This window comes from Pseudoalteromonas sp. S1650, assembly GCF_005887195.1.
GTDB classification, from domain to species: Bacteria; Pseudomonadota; Gammaproteobacteria; order Enterobacterales; family Alteromonadaceae; genus Pseudoalteromonas; species Pseudoalteromonas simplex.
Map to the genome: position 1 here is coordinate 52934 of NZ_PNDF01000022.1, position 20216 is coordinate 73149.

The 20216-nt window shown below is 42.2% G+C and carries 18 protein-coding genes and 1 tRNA gene; 6 read left to right on the plus strand and 13 right to left on the minus strand.

The window, feature by feature from the left end:
- Positions 1-94: 94 nt before the first annotated feature.
- The 5 genes from CWB80_RS07655 to pspA form a co-directional block, all read right to left on the minus strand.
- The gene (locus CWB80_RS07655) at positions 95-1129 is read right to left on the minus strand and encodes a TIGR01620 family protein (protein ID WP_138599306.1); all 1035 of its coding nucleotides are present in this window, start codon (positions 1127-1129) and stop codon (positions 95-97) included.
- Positions 1126-2538, minus strand: coding sequence for a YcjX family GTP-binding protein (locus tag CWB80_RS07660; RefSeq protein ID WP_138599305.1), 1413 nt, complete (start codon positions 2536-2538; stop codon positions 1126-1128). Before CWB80_RS07660 ends, CWB80_RS07655 begins: the two co-directional genes overlap by 4 nt.
- 62 nt (positions 2539-2600) lie before the next feature.
- A complete protein-coding gene (pspC, locus tag CWB80_RS07665; protein ID WP_138599304.1) occupies positions 2601-3002 on the minus strand; it encodes an envelope stress response membrane protein PspC in 402 nt (133 codons plus the stop codon).
- Positions 2999-3232, minus strand: a complete 234-nt coding sequence (pspB, locus tag CWB80_RS07670) for an envelope stress response membrane protein PspB (RefSeq protein ID WP_036969793.1) — start codon at positions 3230-3232, stop codon at positions 2999-3001. Before pspB ends, pspC begins: the two co-directional genes overlap by 4 nt.
- A 57-nt stretch (positions 3233-3289) precedes the next feature.
- Positions 3290-3952: a phage shock protein PspA gene (pspA, locus tag CWB80_RS07675; RefSeq protein ID WP_054553137.1), complete on the minus strand. Its 663-nt coding sequence runs from the start codon at positions 3950-3952 to the stop codon at positions 3290-3292.
- 188 nt (positions 3953-4140) lie between these two features.
- On the opposite strand from pspA, the gene pspF reads away from it, so the two are divergent.
- The 6 genes from pspF to CWB80_RS07705 are packed head-to-tail and all read left to right on the plus strand — an operon-like array spanning position 4141 to position 10507.
- Complete coding sequence (gene pspF, locus CWB80_RS07680; RefSeq protein ID WP_054562065.1) at positions 4141-5214, plus strand: phage shock protein operon transcriptional activator; 1074 nt, start codon at positions 4141-4143, stop codon at positions 5212-5214.
- 15 nt (positions 5215-5229) lie between these two features.
- Positions 5230-6837: an ABC transporter substrate-binding protein gene (locus CWB80_RS07685; RefSeq protein WP_138599303.1), complete on the plus strand. Its 1608-nt coding sequence runs from the start codon at positions 5230-5232 to the stop codon at positions 6835-6837.
- A complete protein-coding gene (locus CWB80_RS07690; RefSeq protein ID WP_054553140.1) occupies positions 6837-7871 on the plus strand; it encodes an ABC transporter permease in 1035 nt (344 codons plus the stop codon). The genes CWB80_RS07685 and CWB80_RS07690 overlap by 1 nt, the downstream gene beginning before the upstream one ends.
- Positions 7858-8751, plus strand: a complete 894-nt coding sequence (locus CWB80_RS07695) for an ABC transporter permease subunit (RefSeq protein ID WP_054553141.1) — start codon at positions 7858-7860, stop codon at positions 8749-8751. The genes CWB80_RS07690 and CWB80_RS07695 overlap by 14 nt, the downstream gene beginning before the upstream one ends.
- 2 nt (positions 8752-8753) lie before the next feature.
- A complete protein-coding gene (locus CWB80_RS07700; protein WP_054553142.1) occupies positions 8754-9746 on the plus strand; it encodes a peptide ABC transporter ATP-binding protein in 993 nt (330 codons plus the stop codon).
- On the plus strand, positions 9746-10507 hold the full coding sequence (locus CWB80_RS07705; protein WP_054553143.1) for an ATP-binding cassette domain-containing protein: 762 nt from the start codon (positions 9746-9748) through the stop codon (positions 10505-10507). The genes CWB80_RS07700 and CWB80_RS07705 overlap by 1 nt, the downstream gene beginning before the upstream one ends.
- 101 nt (positions 10508-10608) lie before the next feature.
- Here CWB80_RS07705 and CWB80_RS07710 read toward each other — a convergent pair whose 3' ends face one another.
- From CWB80_RS07710 to CWB80_RS07745, 8 genes are all read right to left on the minus strand, one after another.
- A complete protein-coding gene (locus CWB80_RS07710; protein ID WP_054553144.1) occupies positions 10609-11007 on the minus strand; it encodes a GNAT family N-acetyltransferase in 399 nt (132 codons plus the stop codon).
- An 83-nt stretch (positions 11008-11090) separates the two neighbouring features.
- Complete coding sequence (gene ppiD / locus CWB80_RS07715) at positions 11091-12992, minus strand: peptidylprolyl isomerase (RefSeq protein WP_138599302.1); 1902 nt, start codon at positions 12990-12992, stop codon at positions 11091-11093.
- Between the two features lie 158 nt (positions 12993-13150).
- On the minus strand, positions 13151-13441 hold the full coding sequence (locus CWB80_RS07720) for an HU family DNA-binding protein (RefSeq protein WP_175580427.1): 291 nt from the start codon (positions 13439-13441) through the stop codon (positions 13151-13153).
- 197 nt (positions 13442-13638) lie between these two features.
- Positions 13639-15999, minus strand: coding sequence for an endopeptidase La (lon, locus tag CWB80_RS07725; RefSeq protein WP_054553146.1), 2361 nt, complete (start codon positions 15997-15999; stop codon positions 13639-13641).
- Between the two features lie 143 nt (positions 16000-16142).
- Positions 16143-17426, minus strand: coding sequence for an ATP-dependent protease ATP-binding subunit ClpX (gene clpX, locus CWB80_RS07730; RefSeq protein WP_054553147.1), 1284 nt, complete (start codon positions 17424-17426; stop codon positions 16143-16145).
- A gap of 135 nt (positions 17427-17561) precedes the next feature.
- Complete coding sequence (clpP, locus tag CWB80_RS07735) at positions 17562-18179, minus strand: ATP-dependent Clp endopeptidase proteolytic subunit ClpP (RefSeq protein WP_054553148.1); 618 nt, start codon at positions 18177-18179, stop codon at positions 17562-17564.
- A gap of 273 nt (positions 18180-18452) precedes the next feature.
- On the minus strand, positions 18453-19757 hold the full coding sequence (gene tig / locus CWB80_RS07740) for a trigger factor (RefSeq protein ID WP_054553149.1): 1305 nt from the start codon (positions 19755-19757) through the stop codon (positions 18453-18455).
- A gap of 328 nt (positions 19758-20085) precedes the next feature.
- Positions 20086-20162, minus strand: a tRNA-Pro gene (locus CWB80_RS07745).
- Between the last annotated feature and the right edge of the window lie 54 nt (positions 20163-20216).

The following is a 20216-nucleotide window of genomic DNA, read 5'->3' on the forward strand; positions in this document are numbered from 1 at the left end:
AATAAAACGTAGATACCCACAATGCACAAGCATGCCGGATGCTCAGATGGCTAAATATCACTCAGCTGTTTTTATTAACTGTACACAAAAGTTGTCATTTTGTATTTTCGGTCTCTTTGTCGCTGGTACGTGAGGCAATTTTACGGGCAATACTATTGGCGGTTTCTTTTAGCAAGCTGCGCTTATGCTCTAAGCGAGGTAACGGGCGACTAAGCTCCATCGCTTTATACCCTATACGCGCGGTAAAAATACCTGCACTTAGCCCTTGCGCTGCACGGCCCGACAATTTCCCCAGTAATTCAGCGCTTAGTGCCGTTGCCGCTAAATCTGAGACTAACTCTGCACTACCAACAAACAACACTTGCTTCACTAATAAGCGGTACAATTTAATACGGCTTGCATAACCAAAACCAATACCGTAAATACGGCCAATTTGCTCAATGAGCTTAGTGCCACGCCATAGCACCGCCATCATATCGACTAAAGCCAACGGGCTTAGCGCAACCAATAAGCCAGACTCAGTGGCAAAACGGTTAATCAGTTTTTTCGCTTGCTGATCTTGGCTTACCAATAAGCTATCGGCGTATAAGGTCATGATTTCTTTATCGGTATGATGACTCGCTATTTGCTGCTTAAACTCTTCAAACCCAGTAAGCGTTTGATGCTTATTAAGCTTTTCTAGCCACGGCAGTGCTTCTCCTACTTGCTCGCTATTGAGTAAACGGTCGGCCTCGGTACGATGTAATTGATTGCGCTTTAAACTTCTTAGCATGCGGTACTCGCGCCAAATAACACGGGCAATCAGTAGCACACCACTGAGAACAGCCGTTAAATACGCCGAACCTAAAATAATTGATTGCTGGAACGTCACAAACAATGACATCGCAAACTCAAGTAGCACTAAAATTAAAAAGCTAACAACAAACACCCCTTTTAGGGTTTGCCATTTAGACTTTTTATACACGGGCTCAAGCTCAATGCTATCTTGCTGATCTTCTTCAGTGTCGATAAATTCGGCGTTTTCTATCACTTTAGCAACAGTTAACTGCTTCGCTGGCGCTTCATTACTTGCAGAGCTTGAAATACGGCGACCTGCCTGAAAGTTCATCTCCTTTGGTTGCTCACTCATGTTAGTTTATCTCCTATCAGGTACTGCATGACATGATCTAAACGAATATGCTTTAACCGTTTATCAGGGCATGGCAATGGCGAAAACGATAAGAACTCAAAGCCCTGTTTTGGCCACTCTTGTTTGTTGAGCAGGCGTGACGGTGGTTGCGGTGGTAAATACGTTAGCCATTCTTGCTCGCCTAAAGGCTTGCCATAAATACAAGCTAACTGTTGGCCTTTTTCAGCCACTTGGCGCGGCTCTGTAGCGCAGATAGATGACATTGCCATGGTTTCGATTTGCACGCCTTCGAACTTTAAATGATTCGATTGGTCATGCACGATTGAATCAAGCAATAGCGCTAAGTCTTTATGATATTGCGCACTAATATGATCTGACTTATTGGCCGCAAACAGTAGCTTGTCGATGTTTGGTTTAAACAAACGTTTAAAGAAGCTTGCTTCACCATAATTAAAATGGGCCAACAATTGGTTAATAACACGGCTTTGCTCATGCAGGGTTTCGCTGCCTTCATTCAAAGCACTGAGCACATCCACTAGCACAATTTGTCGGTCAAAATGACGAAAATGCTGCTCGTAAAAAGGTTTTACAACCTCTTTTACATAGGCTTTATAGCGCTTTTTAAGATGCGCTAGATTCGACCCTTCGATTATTTCATCTGGCACATTAGCAACCGGGAAAAACTGCAGTAGCGGCGCTCCTTTAAGCTCACCTGGCATCAGCATGCGACCAGGTTGCAGCATGGCAAGTTTGGTGTCTTTTTTAAGGCCCACTAATAACTGCTGATAAAGCGCAGCGACATCTGAAAGTTTGCTCTCATCAACACTGGCTGATAAATCAAGTTCAGCAAGGGCTGTTAAAAATGGCTTCGCTTTTTCGTTGCGTGCTGTTTGCTGCAAGAGTGAGTATTGTGACTCACACCAATCAGCAAATGATTGCTCTAGCATTGGCAAATCAAGTAACCATTCACCAGGGTAATCAATAATGTCTAAATAGAGTGTTGATTGCGGTGCAAAATGACCACGCAGCCCCGAATTACTTTGGTATTTAATTGCCAAACGTAAGGTATTAATACGCTCAGTGGATGCAGGCCATGCTGGCTCACCATCAACAGGTAACAACGCTGCTAATGCATTTGTGTATTCAAATGTCGGAATTGTCAGTGCTTGCTGCGGCACTATTTTTGTAGCGATATGACGCTTTTCGCGCATCACATCAAAAAAAGGTAAGTTTTTATCGTCAGCTTGGCTGGTTAAGTGTTTAACCAAGGCGGTAATAAAAGCGGTTTTGCCGCTGCCACTTAAGCCTGTGACGGCTAACTTCACGTGTTGATCTAAACTACGATGAAGGGCTTTTTCCGCTTTATTTTTTAACGAATTAAAGGTGTTCTTTGCGAATGATTGGCTCATAAAGTGTCTAGCACCTTATTTGCGCTGAGTATCACGATGCAAACAAGGTGCGTATATATCCTTTAAAGTTTGTTGATTTCACGGCTAACCGTAAATTCTGTTGATGTGACATAGCGTTCCATCTCTTGTAAACGACCATCAACTCGAGCAAGACGATCTTTTAAGTCTTGCAATGCACGGCGAGGTGGTTCCCCTTTTTGCCATACTTTAAATTTTACTTCAAGCGGGTCTTGGTGAATGCTGTCTGTGCTTTTATCTGTTTTTTCTGCTGGTTTTTTATCTAAAATAAACCAAGCAGCAATGTAAGCAACAACAATAAATGGACCACCTGATAATAGCACTGCTGTCACGACTAAAATACGTACTAGCCAAAGCTCCATGTTAAAGTAATCGCTGATACCTGCGCACACACCTGCTATTTTGCCACGCTCTGCGTCTCTAAATAATTCGCGTTTGGTACTCATACTTTACGTCTCCACTGCGGAGCCTCTTGGTCAAGTAAGGCTTCTAATGTTTCAACACGCTCTGCCATTTTATCTGCTTTTTGTGCAAGCTCTAATAATTGGCGGTGCTCGTGTTCACTTAAACCTTGGCTCACTTGTTTTTTACTACGGTAATGTAAAATTAGCCAAAGTGGGGCAACAACCACCATAAAAACAATAATCGGTGCCATCAAAACTTCTGCGTCGAACATGGTACTCTCCTGTCAATCCGTTATGTGTTTAAGCATTGGGGGACATGCCCCCATTTATTATTTTTTATCTGCTAGTTTTTTCTTAAGCTCAGCTAGCTCATCATCAATCTTTTCGTCTTGCTGAAGACCAGCGATTTCGTCAGCTAATGATTTTTTACCAAGATCATAAGACTCTATTTGTGATTCTAGACCATCGATCTTAGTTTCGTAACGTTCGAAGCGGTTTAAAGCGTCTTCAACTTTAGAGCTGTCGAGTGCTTTTTTAACTTCAAGACGTGACTCAGCAGAGCGTTGACGTAAGATGATTGCTTTTTGACGCGCTTTTGCATCAGCTAGCTTCTCTTGTAACGTGCTGACTTCTTGCTGTAGTTTCTCGATGTGAGACTCTACATGCTCAAGCTCAGTTTCAACCGCTGCGACTGCATCTGCTGACTTTTGCTTTTCAATCAGTGCTGCACGTGCTAAATCATCACGGTCTTTACTTAGTGCTAATTCAGCTTTTTCTTGCCAGTCTGCAACTTGAACTTTTAAAGTTTCAACGCGACGTACTAGCTCTTTTTTCTCAGCAAGTGTTTTTGCTGATGTAGAGCGAACTTCTACTAATGTATCTTCCATCTCTTGGATGATCAGGCGAACCATTTTTTCTGGGTCTTCTGCTTTATCTAAGATGGCATTGATATTAGAATTAACGATGTCTGCAAAACGTGAAAAAATTCCCATAACATTTACCTCTTTGGTGTTTTAACTTAATCAGTTGGTATATCTAGTATCAATATGCTTGCCAACTTTTATAAACTTAGAATAACTTAATATATTCAAACAGTTAAACTAAATTTATAAATTTCTTTAGTTCTCATAGATAATGAAATACACTAGATCTTAGTAAAAATGACTAAGAGTTAGGGAATATGAGCCAATTTCGCCAACAGGATAATTTACTCGGCCAATCTGACAGTTTTTTAAGTGTGCTTGATCAAGTTTCGCAACTAGCCAGTTTAGAAAAGCCAGTCCTTATTATTGGTGAGCGCGGTACGGGTAAAGAACTTATTGCAGCCCGTTTGCACTTCTTATCTAAGCGTTGGGACCAAAACTATATAAAGCTCAACTGTGCAGCGCTTAACGAAAACCTGCTCGAAAGTGAATTATTTGGTCATGAAAGTGGTGCATTCACCGGTGCCAGCAAACGCCACGAAGGCCGCTTTGAACGTGCTAATGGCGGTACGCTATTCCTTGATGAATTAGCCAATACCTCGGCGATGGTACAAGAAAAACTACTACGCGTTATTGAATACGGCGAATTTGAACGCGTTGGTGGTAAGCAAACCGTTAAAGTCGATACCCGTTTAGTCTGTGCGACCAATGAAGATTTACCAACCCTAGCTGAGCAAGGCGAATTTAGAAGCGACTTACTCGACCGCCTCGCTTTTGATGTGATTACCCTGCCCCCGCTGCGTGAACGCCAAGAAGATATCATGTTATTGGCAGAACAATTTGCAATTAACATGGCTCGCGACCTTGAGTGGGAGCTATTTAGTGGCTTTACGCGTAGCGCCATCGAAACGCTACAATCTTATGAGTGGCCGGGTAATATTCGTGAATTAAAGAATGTGGTTGAACGTAGCTTATATCGTCATGGTAACGAACATATTCCCGTTCACCAGATTATTTTAGATCCATTTGCGAGTAAATTTAGACCTAAACAGCGCGTTAAAGCTGCAGTTAGCAGTGCCCCTGTTGCAAACGTAGAAGCTGCGCCTATCGCCACGACACAAAATCAAGACGTTGTGACACTCAATAAGCCCGACATTCAATTTCCTTGTAATTTAAAGCAGCTATCTAACGACTTTGAAATTGATGTGATTAAAAAAGCGCTTGAACATAGCCAATTTAACCAAAAGAAAACTGCAGAACACTTAGAATTAACGTATCATCAATTACGTGGCTATTTGAAAAAATACAATTTATTAGATCAGCAGCAATAGTTAGAGGCTAATCAGGTGTTTAAACCGTTACTTGCTTTGTCTTTGGTGTGCTTAGTAGGCTGCCTAGATAACGAAGAAAAAACCACAGAACAAAAAAACCAGGGCTTAGTCTATTGCGCTGAAGCAAACCCTGTGTCGTTTAATCCGCAAGTGACAACGACGGGTTCAACTATCGATATTATCGCCAATCAGCTTTATGATCGCCTGTTAAGTATTGATCCGGTGTCTGCCGAGTTTAAAGCAGAGCTGGCAACTGATTGGAAAATTAGCCCAGACGGCAAAGCAATTACCTTTACCCTGCGCAAAGGGGTTAAGTTTCATACCACAAAATACTTTACCCCAAGCCGTGATTTTAACGCTGATGATGTAATTTTTACCTTTAGCCGCTTATTTGACGTTTATAACCCTTATCACTTTGTTGGTGATGCCAGTTACCCTTATTTTCAAAGTGTGGGTATTGATCAGCTTATTCGTCGTATTGTGCGTGTTTCTGATTACCAAGTACGGTTTGAGCTTTATAATGCTGAAAGCAGCTTTTTAGCAAACCTAGCAACCGACTTTGCCGTGGTGTTATCGGAAGAATACGCCATGCAGCTTAAAGCGCGAAATCAAGAAAACTTATTTGACCAATACCCAGTGGGTACTGGCCCTTATGTATATAAAGAATATCGTCGCGACCGTTTAATTCGCTATTACCGCAACCCAGACTACTGGAAACACCCGGTTGTGCTTGAGCAACTGGTGTATGACATTACGCCAAACGGCACCACACGCGTTGCGAAAATGCTCACCAAAGAGTGTGATGTGACTGCGCACCCAAGCAGCGCGCAGCTTAGTATTTTATCGCAACGTGAAGATATTAAAGTTCAAAAAGAGCAAAACTTAAATATTGGTTATTGGGCCTTTAACACAGAGCGCCCGCCTTTTGATGATGTACGTGTACGCCAAGCACTCGCCAGCGCCATTGATGTCGATAAAATCATGCAAGCGGTGTATTACGGTAACGGCATTAAGGCACAGTCATTACTGCCTCCAGCTTCGTGGGCATTTGAAGCGCAAAAAGCCATGCCTGAATTTAACCCAGCTCTTGCCAAAACCTTGCTCGCAGAAGCTGGCTACAAAAATGGCTTTGATATGAATATTTGGGCTATGCCGGTAAGCCGTATTTATAATCCAAACGCCCGTAAAATGGCTGAGCTGATGCAAAGTGATTTACGCAAGATTGGTGTAAACGTTAATATCGTCGAGTATGAGTGGAACACCTTCTTACAACGCGTTGGTGAGCATAGACACGATAGTGTGTTACTTGGTTGGGCTGCTGATACGCCAGATCCTGATAATTTTATGAGCCCATTGTTAAGTTGCACCGCAACATTTAGTGGTAAAAACCCTGCCAATTGGTGTCATCCTGAATTTGATTTATTACTTACTCAAGCCCTCGACACCACAGATCTTGAAAAACGAAAACAATACTACAATCAGGCACAGCGGATCATAGTGCAAGAGCTGCCTATTTTGCCGATAGCCCATGGTATGCGCTTTCAAGCAGCAAGTAGTGACGTAAAAGGTATAAATTTAAGCCCATTCGGCGGCATTTCACTAGCTAACGCGAGGAAAGAATAATGATCCTTGATTATATTCTTCGTCGTCTAGCGTTGTTAATGTTTATGATGCTGACGCTGAGTATTTTTACCTTTTCATTGAGCTTTATGTTCCCGGGTGATGCGCTAACTAACTTAAGCGGTATTACTAATAGTACGTTCTCGCAAACCAGTGTGTTAGAGGAAAAGTTTCACTTTACCGACAACTACGTGGTGCAATACTTTGCCTTTTTAGAACGCATTATTCAGGGGGATTGGGGAATTTCTTTTGCATCTGGTGAGAGTGTATTTCAACATATAAAAGACTTATTTCCAGCAACACTCGAATTGAGTCTTTATGCGCTCATTGTATCCGTCATAGTTGGCGTACCAAGTGGTATTTTAGCCGCTGCCTACTACAAACGTTGGCCTGATAAACTGATAAATTCCGGCACACTTTTTGGCTATTCAATGCCCGTTTTTTGGTTAGCATTGTTACTAATTATGGTGTTTTCCCTGCAACTAGGCTGGTTTCCTATGTCGGGCCGAATGGGCCTTCTTTACGAAATAGAACCAGTTACCGGCTTTATACTTATTGATATCTTTTTAGCTGATTTCCCCTATGATGGCATGGCATTTTTAGATGCAATCCATCATTTAACACTACCTACCATAGTACTTGCTATGTATCCGACCACAGTACTAGTTCGCTTTACCCGTGATTCAATGCTGAAAGTACTCGATCAAAGTTATATTAAAACAGCGCGCGCAAAGGGCTTAAACCGTGCGCAGCTGATTATTCACCACGCTCTGCGTAATGCGCTGCTACCGGTGATTAAACAAATAGGTCTACAGTTTAGTACTTTGATCACCCTTGCGATGATCACCGAGGTTATTTTCTCATGGCCGGGCATTGGTCGTTGGCTTATCGATAGTATTTATCAGCGTGACTACCCTGCAATTCAAGGTGGCTTACTCGCTGTTTCTATGTTCGTTATTTTAGCTACCATTATTGCTGAACTCACTTATACCTTATTCGACCCATTATCGCGGAACCAAGCACATGGCAAAGTTTAATTTATTCTCTGAAGAGTCGAATAAATCGCCGTTAGCGCGATTTTGGAAGAAATTTAAAACCAATCACCCTGCCCTTGTCGGCTTATGGTTGTTTATTGCTTTAGTGTTACTGGCAGTGTCTGCACCACTCCTTGCACCTTATGGCGTGAACCAGCAACACAGCGATGCACTGCTATTACCGCCATCGTGGCATGATGCAGGTGACGTACGCTTTTTATTAGGCACCGACGATTTAGGCCGAGATGTATTGTCACGTTTAATGAATGGTGCAACTTACACCTTTGGTTTATCGGTTGTCGCAGCTTTGATCACCACAGTGATAGGTGTGTTAGTGGGCACCTTTGCAGGAATTAGCAAAGGTATTCGCTCAAGCTTTTTAAATCACTTGCTTGATATTACCTTATCAATTCCATCATTATTACTGGCCATCATTATTATTGCGATTCTTGGCCCTGGCTTAATGAATACAGTATGGGCGATTATATTAGCCTTATTGCCTCAGTTTATTCACTCGGTGCGTAACTTAATTGTCGAAGAGCTGAACAAAGATTACATAACAGCATTCAAGCTTGATGGCGCATCCAATTGGCATATTCTTGCTCGTGGTATTTTTCCGAACATTTACGAGCATATTGTGGTTATTTTTACCATGGCGCTTTCTACTGCGATTTTGGATATCTCGGCACTTGGCTTTTTAAAATTGGGCGCCCAGCCCCCCACCACAGAATGGGGCGCTATTTTGGCTGAAAATCTAGGTTTAATTTACCTTGCCCCTTGGACTGTTGGCTTACCAGGCGTATTATTATTTTTAGCAGTGCTGTCTACCAATTTAGTAGGTGACGGTTTACGCCAAGTGCTTAAAGAACGTAAGGCCGACTAATTATGCAATTACTCGATATTCGTAACCTCACTATAGAGTTACGCACTTCAGATACCGTGATTCGTGCGGTGGATAGAGTCAGCATGACCTTAAAAGAAGGCGAAGTACATGCTTTGGTTGGTGAGTCTGGCTCAGGTAAAAGCTTAATTGCAAAAGCCATTGTTGGAGTTTTAAACAAACGTTGGCATATCACTGCAGACCGCATGCATTGGCGTGGCGTGGATTTAATGCGCTTATCTAACGAGCAACGCCGTAAACTCGTAGGTCAAGACATTGCTATGATCTACCAAGATCCAAGCCGCTGCCTAGATCCAACTGCCAAGATATTCGACCAAATTGCCGAGACCTTACCTGAACAAGCAACCAGTGGTTTTTTCTTAAAACGAAACAGACAACGAAAAGACAGAGTAAAAGCGTTAATCCACAAGGTTGGTATTAAAGACCATAAGAAGGTGCTCGACAGCTACCCTCATGAGCTCTCTGAAGGTATTTGTCAAAAAGTGATGATTGCCATGGCCATTGCACGTACCCCAAAACTATTGATTGCCGATGAGCCAACTACCGCTCTTGAGAGCACCACGCGTGCGCAGGTATTTAGACTGCTAAAAAGCTTAAACCAGCTAAAGAACATGTCGATTTTGATGATCTCTCACGAGCTTGAGGAAATTGTAGAGTGGTCTCATGGCATGCATGTTTTATACTGCGGTCAGATGGTTGAAGCTGGGCCGACTAACAAAATTTTTAGCCAGCCGCGACATCCTTATACCCAAGCACTGTTAAAAAGTTTGCCTGATTATGAGCAAGGGCTTGCCCATAAGGAGCCGTTTTATGCTTTAAAAGGCACCATTCCAACTTTACAACATTTACCTATTGGCTGCCGCTTAGGCCCACGTTGCCCACAAGCACAAAAAGAGTGTGTCGTTACCCCGAAATTGACCAAGCATCATAGCCAGAGTTACGCCTGTCATTTCCCATTAATTAAGGCGATGAAATAATGCAGCCCCTACTCAAAGTTCAAGCATTATCAAAGAGTTTTAATTTACGTGCCGGTTTATTTTCACGTAGAAGCTTTACTGTATTAAAAGATATTTCGTTTTGCTTAGGGCAAGGCGAGACGATCGCCATTATTGGCGAAACTGGCTCAGGTAAAAGTACTCTCGCCAAATTGCTTGCTGGGGCTGATAACGCAGATAAAGGGCAAATTCTACTTGATGGCAATATCATCGAAAATGATGGCTTGCGTGATAACGACTGTCGCCATATTAGGTTGATTTTCCAAGACTCTGAAGCGTCTTTGAATCCAGGTTTAACCATTGGCGATATGCTCAATGACTGTTTACAGTACAACACTGATTTAAACAAAGAAGAGCGTGAAGATAAAATAAAGCAAACCCTCGCAAAAGTGGGCTTGCTTTTAGATCACCAGCACTATTACCCGCATATGTTTAGTAGTGGTCAATTACAACGTATAGCGCTTGCACGGGCTTTAATTTTAGACCCTAAGGTTGTCGTGCTCGATGAAGCGTTATCGTCCCTTGACCCGTCTGTACGCGCACAAACGGTAAACTTATTGCTACGTCTACAAAAAGACACAGGCCTTAGCTATGTACTTATTACGCATCACCTAAGTTTGGTGCGTCATATTAGCGACCAACTTGTGGTACTTGATCACGGTGAGATTGTTGAATACGGCCAAACCGAAGCGATTTTCCAAGACCCCCAATCGGTGGTAACGCAGAAGTTGTTGAACTGTTGATAGTGAGCTGTCAGCTATCAGCCGTAAGCTGTCAGTTTGATTCGGCGTTAAAACGCCTCCTACTGAGTGATTCGATCACTCCCCTTGCAGCTTTACTCTTATCAAAACTTTTTATACATCCCTTGGCTTTGTGGTGCGACAAACTTGTAGCCAAGCTTTTCGTAAAAGCCAGGTTTGTCAGCGACCATAGTGACGTAACTACCTTCATAAGCGGCAGATTCGATGTAGCGGTCAACATGTTCCATAATGACACGCCCTAACCCTTGCCCTTGATATTCAGGTGATACAGCAATATCAACCACTTCAAAATTACAGCCGCCATCACCAATAACGCGGCCCATGCCAATCAACTCATCGTTTTTACGAATACAAATAGCATAAAGAGAGTTTGGTAACCCCGCCTTTGCAGCCGCTAATGAACGTGCTGATAAGCCAGCTTTAAGGCGCATATCACAGTATTCTTCTGCGCTTGGTAGCTGCTCTATTAGACTGTACTCCATAAAAGCTCCTTATAACTTGCATTACCTTTAACGTTAACAAAAAAGGCGCCAGTAGGCGCCTTTTATTTAACTCAGTTTGCTAATTATTCAGCAGCTTGAGTCGCTTTTGGTACTTGCACTTCAGCTTGTGCTTTTAGTGCTGCAATAAATACCATGTAGTTTTTATTCACTTGAGCCATCGTGATGTTTTGCTTTTGTTGCTCATTAATCTCAACTTCAGTCGCTGGATTAACTGCTTTTAGCGCAACAATTGCCGCATCGCCATTGTTTAGGTCAACAACTTCAACCTCTGGTGCACCTTGTGGGTGAGCCATTTTGAAAGCTTGTTGAACAATAGCTGGTGACACTGTGTAAGCTTGACGAGCAAGTGCAGCTTCTTGGCGTACTGTTAGGCCTTCAGCTTGTGCAACTTCGTTTAGGCTCTTACCAGCTTCGATCTCAGCGTATAGAGTGCGTGCTTTTTCTTTAGCAAGCTCCGATGCTTTTTGTGAAACTAACGTCGCCTTAATTTGCTCAGACACATCTGCTAGTGCTTTCGTAGTCGCAGCTTTGTGATCGTTTACACGAACAACAACAGCATGTTCATCACCTACTTCAATTACTTCTGAGTTCATGCGATCTTCTAACACTTCAGGTGAGAAAATAGCAGTAACAACTTGTGGGTTGTTTAGCGGCTCAGGTAATGCATTGCGAGTCACAAGTTCTGTTTTCTGCACTTCAACGCCTGCTGCTTCTGCTGCATCAATTAAAGTATCTGAAATTTCGAACGCAAGCTCACCCATTTGAGTTTGCTTTTCATAGAACGCATTAATTTTCTTAGTACGCTCAAGTTCAGCGCGAAGCTCATCTTTTACGTCAGCATATGGTTTAACTTGCTGTGTTTGAATATCAGTAAGTTTGATGATGTGATAACCAAACTCTGATTCTACAACGTCAGAAATGTCACCTTTGTTTTCAAGAGCATACGTTGCATCTTCAAACGCAGGGTCCATCATATCACGCTCAATCCAGTCTAGGTCACCGCCCATTTCTGCACTCACTACGTCATCAGAAGATGACTCAGCTAGCTCAGCAAAATCAGCACCGTTTTGTAACTGCGTTAGTAGCTCTTCAGCTTTCGCTTTTGCTGCATCATCGTCTTCGCTGTTATCAATTAAGATGTGCGATACACGACGTTTTTCAGGCTCAACATATTGGGCACTGTTTTGATCATAGTAAGCTTTGATATCTTCTTCTGAAACACTTGAATCAAGCGTTAAGCTCGCTGCATTTAAGTCAATGTAGCTTACAGACACTTGCTCTGGTGCTAAGAATTGCGGTTGATTCAACTCATAGTAATCAACAATTTCTTGCTCTGTTACTTCGATACCAGCTTGTAATGATTCTTTAGCAACAACTAAGTAATCAATACTGCGCGTTTGCTGTTGTAGAGCAACGCTGTTGTTTAATTCATTTTCTAAGATGAAATCTGTACCAGCAACGGCACCCACTAATTGGCTGCGTGTCATATCTTCACGTAAATATTCACGGAAAGCATCTGGTTGGAAATTCATTTGACGAATAACTTGTAAGTAACGGTCGTTGCTAAACTGGCCGCCTACTTGGAAGTAAGGCATTTCTAAAATTGCTTTACGAACACTTTCGTCGCTTACACGAAGACCTAATTCTGCCGCTAGTTGAGTTTGCAATTCTTGTTGTACTAAACGGTCGATTACGCCTTGGCGAATTTGTGCCATGTAATTTGGATCAGCAGCGATTTGTGCGAAGTATTCACCAAATTGTTGTTCTAAACGGTTACGTTCGTTTTGGTATGCACGGCTGAATTCGGTTTGGCTAATTTTAACTCCATTTACTTCTGCAACGGGTTGCTCTGTGGTTTGTCCTAAATAACCACCGATCCCAGCTAAAGCAAAAGATAAAATCACCGCGCCTAAAATAATTTTGGCTGCAGGTCCCTGCGAACCTTCTCTGATTTTCTCAAGCATTTATCTATCTCTATTCTGATCAGGTACAAATTAACCCTGCTCATGTAAAAAAAGCGTATCTTACCAGATACGCTTTTTCACTTGAAGTAACTGGTGATAAGTTACCTAAATTCAATTTAAGTGTGATTAGGTATCTCTCACCAACTAATCTTTAATGATTAGTTTACTGCGTCTTTCAGCGCTTTACCTGCTTTGAAAGAAGGAATGTTTGCTGCAGCAATCTGGATAGTCTCACCAGTTTGCGGGTTACGACCTGAACGCGCTGCACGCTCACGTACAGAGAAAGTACCAAAGCCAACTAGCGCTACTGAATCGCCATCTTTAAGAGCGCCTGAAACAGCCTCGATGAATGAATCTAGTGCACGACCTGCAGCCGCTTTAGAAATGTCAGCGTCAGCTGCGATTTGATCGATTAATTGAGATTTATTCACAATATCATCCTCTTTCATTGTTATTATCAAGAGCGATTGTTTTTATAAAAAATAACATCACTGTTTTGAAAATTTATGAGCAAATTAAGTTTATGCTCAGTTTATTATATTTTTCTCAACCCTAGGCCACATAAGGCCTAGGCTTGAAAACTAGTGCTTAACTTATCATACCCTTTGTATTTGAAAAGCCCCTAAATGCACTTTTTTGCGGTTTTTTACTGGTTTTTTTCAGTTTCGACAGAAAAACTCTCTACTGGGTGCTTCAAAGCCAGTTTTAAAACGTCATCAATCCATGTAACTGGGTGAATTTCAAGGCCCTCTAATACGTTGTCTGGGATCTCTTTTAAGTCACGTTCGTTAATTTTTGGTATAATAACGGTTTTAATTCCACCACGATGCGCTGCCAGTAGCTTTTCTTTTAAGCCACCAATTGGTAATACTTCACCACGTAATGTGATTTCACCTGTCATTGCTACATCTGAGCGCACTGGATTACCCGTTAAGCTCGATACCAAACCAGTTACCATGGCAATACCAGCACTTGGGCCATCTTTTGGTGTTGCACCTTCTGGCACGTGAACATGAATGTCACGTTTTTCATAGAAGTCGCTATTAATGCGAAGTTTTTCAGCACGATTACGAACAACCGTCATCGCAGCCTGAATTGACTCTTGCATTACATCACCAAGCGAACCTGTGTAAGTTAACTTGCCTTTACCTGGTACAGCCGCTGATTCAATAGTCAGTAAATCACCACCTACTTCAGTCCACGCAAGACCCGTTACTTGGCCAATACGGTCACCGTCTTCTGCTTTACCATAATCAAAGCGTTGTACACCTAAGAACTCTTCAAGGTTGTTATCGTCGATAAGGACCTTTTTAGTGTCTTTATCAAGCAAGATGTTTTTAACTGCTTTACGGCATAGTTTTGACACTTCACGCTCTAAGTTACGAACGCCCGCTTCACGTGTGTAGTAGCGGATAATGCCAATAATTGCGCTGTCAGCAATTTCAACTTCATGCTCTTTTAAACCATTGCGCTTAACTTGTTTTGGAATCAAGTGCTGTTTAGCAATGTTTAGCTTCTCGTCTTCGGTGTAACCCGAAAGGCGAATCACTTCCATTCGGTCTAATAATGGACCTGGGATATTAAAGCTATTTGATGTTGCCACGAACATCACGTCAGATAAGTCGTAATCAACTTCTAAGTAGTGATCGGCAAAATGACTGTTTTGCTCAGGATCAAGTACTTCAAGTAGTGCTGATGCTGGGTCGCCACGCATATCTGATGACATCTTATCGATTTCATCTAATAAGAATAATGGGTTCTTTACACCAACTTTAGTCATATTCTGGATTAACTTACCAGGCATAGAACCAATGTAAGTACGGCGGTGACCACGGATTTCCGCTTCGTCACGAACGCCACCTAATGCCATACGCACATATTTACGACCTGTAGAGCGTGCGATTGACTGACCTAGTGAAGTCTTACCTACACCAGGAGGACCGACTAAACATAAAATTGGGCCTTTAAGCTTATTAGTGCGTTGTTGCACCGCTAGATACTCAATAATACGCTCTTTAACTTTATCTAAGCCGTAATGATCACTATCTAAAATCTTTTGTGCGCCAGCTAAGTCTTTTTTCACCTTAGAGCGTTTTTTCCAAGGTACATTGATTAGCGTATCAATATACGAGCGCACGACGGTTGCTTCCGCCGACATCGGCGACATCATTTTTAATTTAGATAACTCAGCGTTTGCTTTCTCTTGCGCTTCTTTAGGCATACCAGACTCTTCGATGCGTTTTTTAATTGCTTCGAATTCATCGGGTACATCATCAAGTTCGCCAAGCTCTTTTTGAATCGCTTTCATTTGCTCGTTGAGGTAATACTCACGCTGCGACTTTTCCATCTGCTTTTTCACGCGAGTACGGATTTTTTTCTCAACTTGCAGTAAGTCAATCTCGCCTTCCATCAGCGCCATTAAGTATTCAAGACGCTCAGTCACATCGGCAATCTCAAGCACTTTTTGCTTTTCAGGTACCTTAAGCGGCATGTGTGCTGCCATGGTATCAGCAAGACGCGCAGCTTCATCAATGCCAGACACAGAAGTAAGTACTTCAGGTGGGATCTTCTTATTAAGCTTTACATAGCCTTCAAATTGGCTAATTGCGCTGCGAATAAAGATATCTTGTTCTTGCTCGTCGATATGGCTTGATTCGATGAACTGTGCTTCAGCCACAAAGAAATCATCGTTATCTAAAAACGTTTCAACGCTTGCACGTTGTGTGCCTTCAACAAGCACTTTAACGGTGCCATCAGGTAACTTTAATAACTGAAGTACTGTGGCAATGGTGCCAACACGGTAGATATCATCTTGCTGCGGATCATCAACAGAGGCGTCTTTTTGCGCCACTAGGAAAATTTGTTTGTCCTTGTCCATCGCCGCTTCTAGGCATTTTATTGATTTTTCACGACCAACAAATAGCGGGATCACCATGTGTGGATAAACCACTACATCGCGCAGTGCCAACACGGGGATTTCGACTCGATCTGTTCTCTCAAGCGTCATTATATTCTCTTCGCACTTCATTTATTTTAAAGATTACTCAAGTATATGGGGATATGTAAGGGAAAGTTCAACATATTTATAAAAAAAGGAGCCTTTGGCTCCTTTTTCGTGTTCAACTGCTTAACTTTTAAACTATTACAGCTTTATTCTGATGCAGCTTTGTCTTGGTTACCGCTTTGGTAAATCAAAATTGGGTCTGACTCACCTTTAATAACGGTTTCATCAATAACCACTTTGCTAACATCATCCATCGAAGGTAACTCATACATAGTATCAAGTAATACACCTTCAACGATTGAACGCAAGCCACGAGCACCAGTCTTACGCTCCATTGCTTTATGAGCAATTGCGCTAAGTGCATCTTCGCGGAACTCAAGCTCAACATCTTCCATCGCAAACAATGCAGAGAACTGTTTAGTTAATGCATTTTTTGGTTCGCTAAGAATTTGAATAAGCGCTGCTTCATCTAGTTCTGTTAGTGTCGCAACAACTGGAAGACGACCAATGAACTCAGGGATTAAACCGTATTTCACTAAATCTTCTGGTTCAACATCTTTAAATGTTTCACTTAAGCTACGGCTACCTGATGATTGCTTAACTTCAGCACCAAAACCAATACCGGTATTTTTATGGCTGCGTTGTTCAATCACTTTATCTAGGCCAGCAAACGCACCGCCACAGATAAATAGGATCTTAGATGTATCAACTTGCAAGAATTCTTGCTGTGGATGCTTACGGCCGCCTTGTGGTGGCACAGATGCAACCGTCCCTTCAATTAGCTTAAGTAAGGCTTGTTGTACACCTTCGCCCGATACGTCACGGGTGATCGATGGATTGTCAGACTTACGAGAAATCTTGTCGATTTCATCGATGTAAACAATACCACGTTGTGCTTTTTCTACGTCGTAATCACATTTTTGCAGCAGCTTTTGAATGATGTTTTCAACGTCTTCACCTACATAACCTGCTTCAGTTAGTGTCGTTGCATCCGCCATCGTGAATGGTACATCAAGTAAACGAGCCATGGTTTCAGCAAGTAATGTTTTACCACTACCTGTAGGACCGATTAGTAGAATATTACTCTTACCAAGCTCAATATCTGCATTGATTGTTTGATTGCGTAAACGTTTGTAGTGATTGTATACCGCAACCGACAGAACTTTTTTCGCGTGGTCTTGGCCAATCACGTAATCATCTAAGTGATTACGAATTTCTTTCGGCACAGGCAGTTTATCAGACGCATTATGCTTCGGCGCAATGTCTTTGATTTCTTCCCTGATAATATCGTTACACAGCTCAACACATTCATCGCAAATATATACTGAAGGACCAGCAATTAGTTTGCGAACTTCGTGCTGGCTTTTGCCGCAGAAAGAGCAGTATAACAATTTATTACTTTTGTCGCCGTCTGTAGGAGTGTCAGACATTCAGCTACCTCATTTATTACGTTGGCAGTAGCACTAGGCCACTGCTAATTCACTATGTTTAACTATATCAAAGAATATTAGTTTTCGCATAGTAAAGGGTGATAGCTAACAATACGTTATTATTAGCTATTCAGATTACTTCGATTCGCGGCTTGAAAATACTGAATCAACTAGGCCGTATTCAACCGCTTCGCTTGCGCTCATGAAGTTGTCGCGATCGGTATCACGAGAAACCACATCGAGTGGCTGGCCAGTATGTTCAGCCATTAAACGGTTTAGCTTATCTTTAATTGATAAGATTTCACGGGCATGAATTTCAAAGTCAGATGCCTGACCTTGGAAACCACCTAATGGTTGGTGGATCATTACACGTGAGTTAGGTAAACAAAAACGCTTACCTTTAGCACCACCTGATAGCAAAAATGCACCCATGCTTGCCGCTTGGCCAACACAAATTGTGCTTACATCAGGCTTGATAAAATTCATTGTATCGTAAATTGCCATACCCGCAGTCACAGAACCGCCTGGCGAATTGATATAAAGATAAATATCTTTTTCTGGGTTTTCTGATTCTAAAAACAGCATTTGCGCAAGAATCAAATTAGCCATGTTATCTTCTACTTGGCCAGTTAAGAAAATAATGCGCTCTTTTAAAAGACGTGAGTAAATATCATATGAGCGCTCACCTTTAGCTGTTTGTTCGACAACCATAGGGACTAGTGCGTTTAGAGGGTCTATCATACCGCTATTCATTCTTATTTAATTCCTTATCCGCTGCGACTCATCCTTACTATAAGGAAAGCACATTTATACTAATGTAAATTAAGCTGTCTATTCAATCTTTATAACTATATAGGAACTTATCAGAACAAATTCAATCCTCGTCGAAAAAAGTTCTGAAATAACATCAGTATTGTTGGTTTTTTTGAAACTGATACCACAAACTAAAATGGCCCGAGTACGCTGTATAAATACAGGGTAACACGAGCCATTTAATCGCTAGCGAGAGCTTAAGTCAATGACTTATTAAGCACCTTGCTGTGGATTCATGATGTCGTCGAATGCTTTTTCAACGTCAGTCACGTTTGCTTTAGCTAGGATAGCTTCAACTGCTTGCTCTTCCATCGCTACGTTGCGCATTTGCTGCATAAGCTGATCGTTTGCTTTGTAGTACTCTACTACTTCAGTTGGATCTTCGTATGCAGAAGCTACAGTTGCGATTAACTCTTCAACTTTAGCGTCGTCAACTTTAAGCTCGTTCGCTTTAATTACTTCACCTAGTAATAGGCCAGTCTTAACGCGAGTTACAGCTTGCTCGTGGAATAATTCAGCAGGAAGCTCAGGCATGTTTTTAGCGTCGCCACCGAAACGTTGTGCAGCTTGCTGACGTAGTGCATCAATTTCTTGATCTACTAGCGCTTTTGGCACTTCGATTTCGTTGTTAGCTAAAAGACCTTTGATAGCTTGATCTTTAACGTTAGCTTTAACTGCTTGGTCAAGCTCACGTGTCATGTTCTTTTTAACTTCTTCTTTAAGAGCGTCAACACCGCCTTCAGCTACACCGAATTTAGTTGCGAACTCGTCGTTAAGCTCAGGAAGCTCTTGAGTTTCGACTTTCTTAACAGTGATTGCGAAAGTAGCTGCTTTACCTTTAAGGTTTTCAGCGTGGTACTCTTCAGGGAAAGTTACTTCAGCAACAACTTCTTCGCCCGCTTTTTTGCCAACGATGTTGTCTTCGAAACCTGGGATCATACGACCTTGACCAAGCTCTAGTGGGAAGTCTTCAGCTTTACCGCCTTCGAACTCTTCGCCTTCGATAGAACCAACGAAGTCGATAGTTACACGATCGTTCTCGCCAGCAGCTGCGTCAACTTCAGCCCAAGAAGCGTGTTGCTTACGTAGAGTTTCTAGCATGTTAGCTAGGTCTTCGTCAGTTACAGATACAGCTGGCTTTTCAACAGCGATTTTATCTAAACCTTGGATTTCAACTTCTGGGTAAACTTCGAAAGTTGCATCGAACTCTAAATCTTTACCAGCTTCTAACGCTTTAGGAGCGAAAGTAGGTGAACCAGCTGGGTTAATTTTTTCAGAAACGATTGCTTCGATGTAGTTGCGTTGCATTAATTCGCCAGCAACTTCTTGACGTACTGCAGCACCGTAACGCTTGTTGATGATAGACGCTGGTACTTTACCAGGACGGAAACCATCGATACGCTGGGTTTTAGACAGTTGTTGTAAGCGTTTTTTTACTTCAGTCTCAACGTTCTCTGCAGGAACGGTGATGGTCAGACGGCGCTCAAGGCCTTGAGTCGTCTCAACAGAAACTTGCATGATTTACCTCAATCTTCAATTTTGGCGACTGTTCGCCTTCCTTACAAACAAGGTGATCTCCATGAGTGATAGCAAGTTTTAACGCTGAAAATTTCAACTTAAAACGGCGCATTGTAACCATGAGATACCATTGCTGCTTTGCCCCTATGGGCACTATGTTAAACAATAGACGCGGCATTATAACCTAATATTTATGATAGTCGAGTCTGGGGGGCAATTATTTGGCGTATATAGCAGCAATCAGCGTTTAAATGCGTAAAAAACGAACGCAACAAAATAACAAAGGAGAATTAAGCTGAATTAAAGGATGTATTTATAAATTTAGAAGTGGTCGGCGATGCAGGATTTGAACCTGCGACCCCTTGGACCCAAACCAAGTGCGCTACCAAACTGCGCTAATCGCCGATATCTTAGAGTAAATTGGGGTGACTGATGGGGCTCGAACCCACGACCACCGGA

What these genes read in the sequence shown, in the direction of transcription:
- CWB80_RS07655 (WP_138599306.1), bottom strand. Translation starts at nt 1,129, where the DNA reads ATGAGTGAGCAACCAAAGGAGATGAACTTTCAGGCAGGTCGCCGTATT.
- clpX (WP_054553147.1), bottom strand. Translation starts at nt 17,426, where the DNA reads ATGTCTGACACTCCTACAGACGGCGACAAAAGTAATAAATTGTTATAC.
- CWB80_RS07705 (WP_054553143.1), top strand. Translation starts at nt 9,746, where the DNA reads ATGCAGCCCCTACTCAAAGTTCAAGCATTATCAAAGAGTTTTAATTTA.
- ppiD (WP_138599302.1), bottom strand. Translation starts at nt 12,992, where the DNA reads ATGCTTGAGAAAATCAGAGAAGGTTCGCAGGGACCTGCAGCCAAAATT.
- pspC (WP_138599304.1), bottom strand. Translation starts at nt 3,002, where the DNA reads ATGAGTACCAAACGCGAATTATTTAGAGACGCAGAGCGTGGCAAAATA.
- pspF (WP_054562065.1), top strand. Translation starts at nt 4,141, where the DNA reads ATGAGCCAATTTCGCCAACAGGATAATTTACTCGGCCAATCTGACAGT.
- CWB80_RS07690 (WP_054553140.1), top strand. Translation starts at nt 6,837, where the DNA reads ATGATCCTTGATTATATTCTTCGTCGTCTAGCGTTGTTAATGTTTATG.
- tig (WP_054553149.1), bottom strand. Translation starts at nt 19,757, where the DNA reads ATGCAAGTTTCTGTTGAGACGACTCAAGGCCTTGAGCGCCGTCTGACC.
- CWB80_RS07660 (WP_138599305.1), bottom strand. Translation starts at nt 2,538, where the DNA reads ATGAGCCAATCATTCGCAAAGAACACCTTTAATTCGTTAAAAAATAAA.
- CWB80_RS07695 (WP_054553141.1), top strand. Translation starts at nt 7,858, where the DNA reads ATGGCAAAGTTTAATTTATTCTCTGAAGAGTCGAATAAATCGCCGTTA.
- pspB (WP_036969793.1), bottom strand. Translation starts at nt 3,232, where the DNA reads ATGTTCGACGCAGAAGTTTTGATGGCACCGATTATTGTTTTTATGGTG.
- clpP (WP_054553148.1), bottom strand. Translation starts at nt 18,179, where the DNA reads ATGAATAGCGGTATGATAGACCCTCTAAACGCACTAGTCCCTATGGTT.
- lon (WP_054553146.1), bottom strand. Translation starts at nt 15,999, where the DNA reads ATGACGCTTGAGAGAACAGATCGAGTCGAAATCCCCGTGTTGGCACTG.
- CWB80_RS07720 (WP_175580427.1), bottom strand. Translation starts at nt 13,441, where the DNA reads ATGAAAGAGGATGATATTGTGAATAAATCTCAATTAATCGATCAAATC.
- pspA (WP_054553137.1), bottom strand. Translation starts at nt 3,952, where the DNA reads ATGGGAATTTTTTCACGTTTTGCAGACATCGTTAATTCTAATATCAAT.
- CWB80_RS07710 (WP_054553144.1), bottom strand. Translation starts at nt 11,007, where the DNA reads ATGGAGTACAGTCTAATAGAGCAGCTACCAAGCGCAGAAGAATACTGT.
- CWB80_RS07700 (WP_054553142.1), top strand. Translation starts at nt 8,754, where the DNA reads ATGCAATTACTCGATATTCGTAACCTCACTATAGAGTTACGCACTTCA.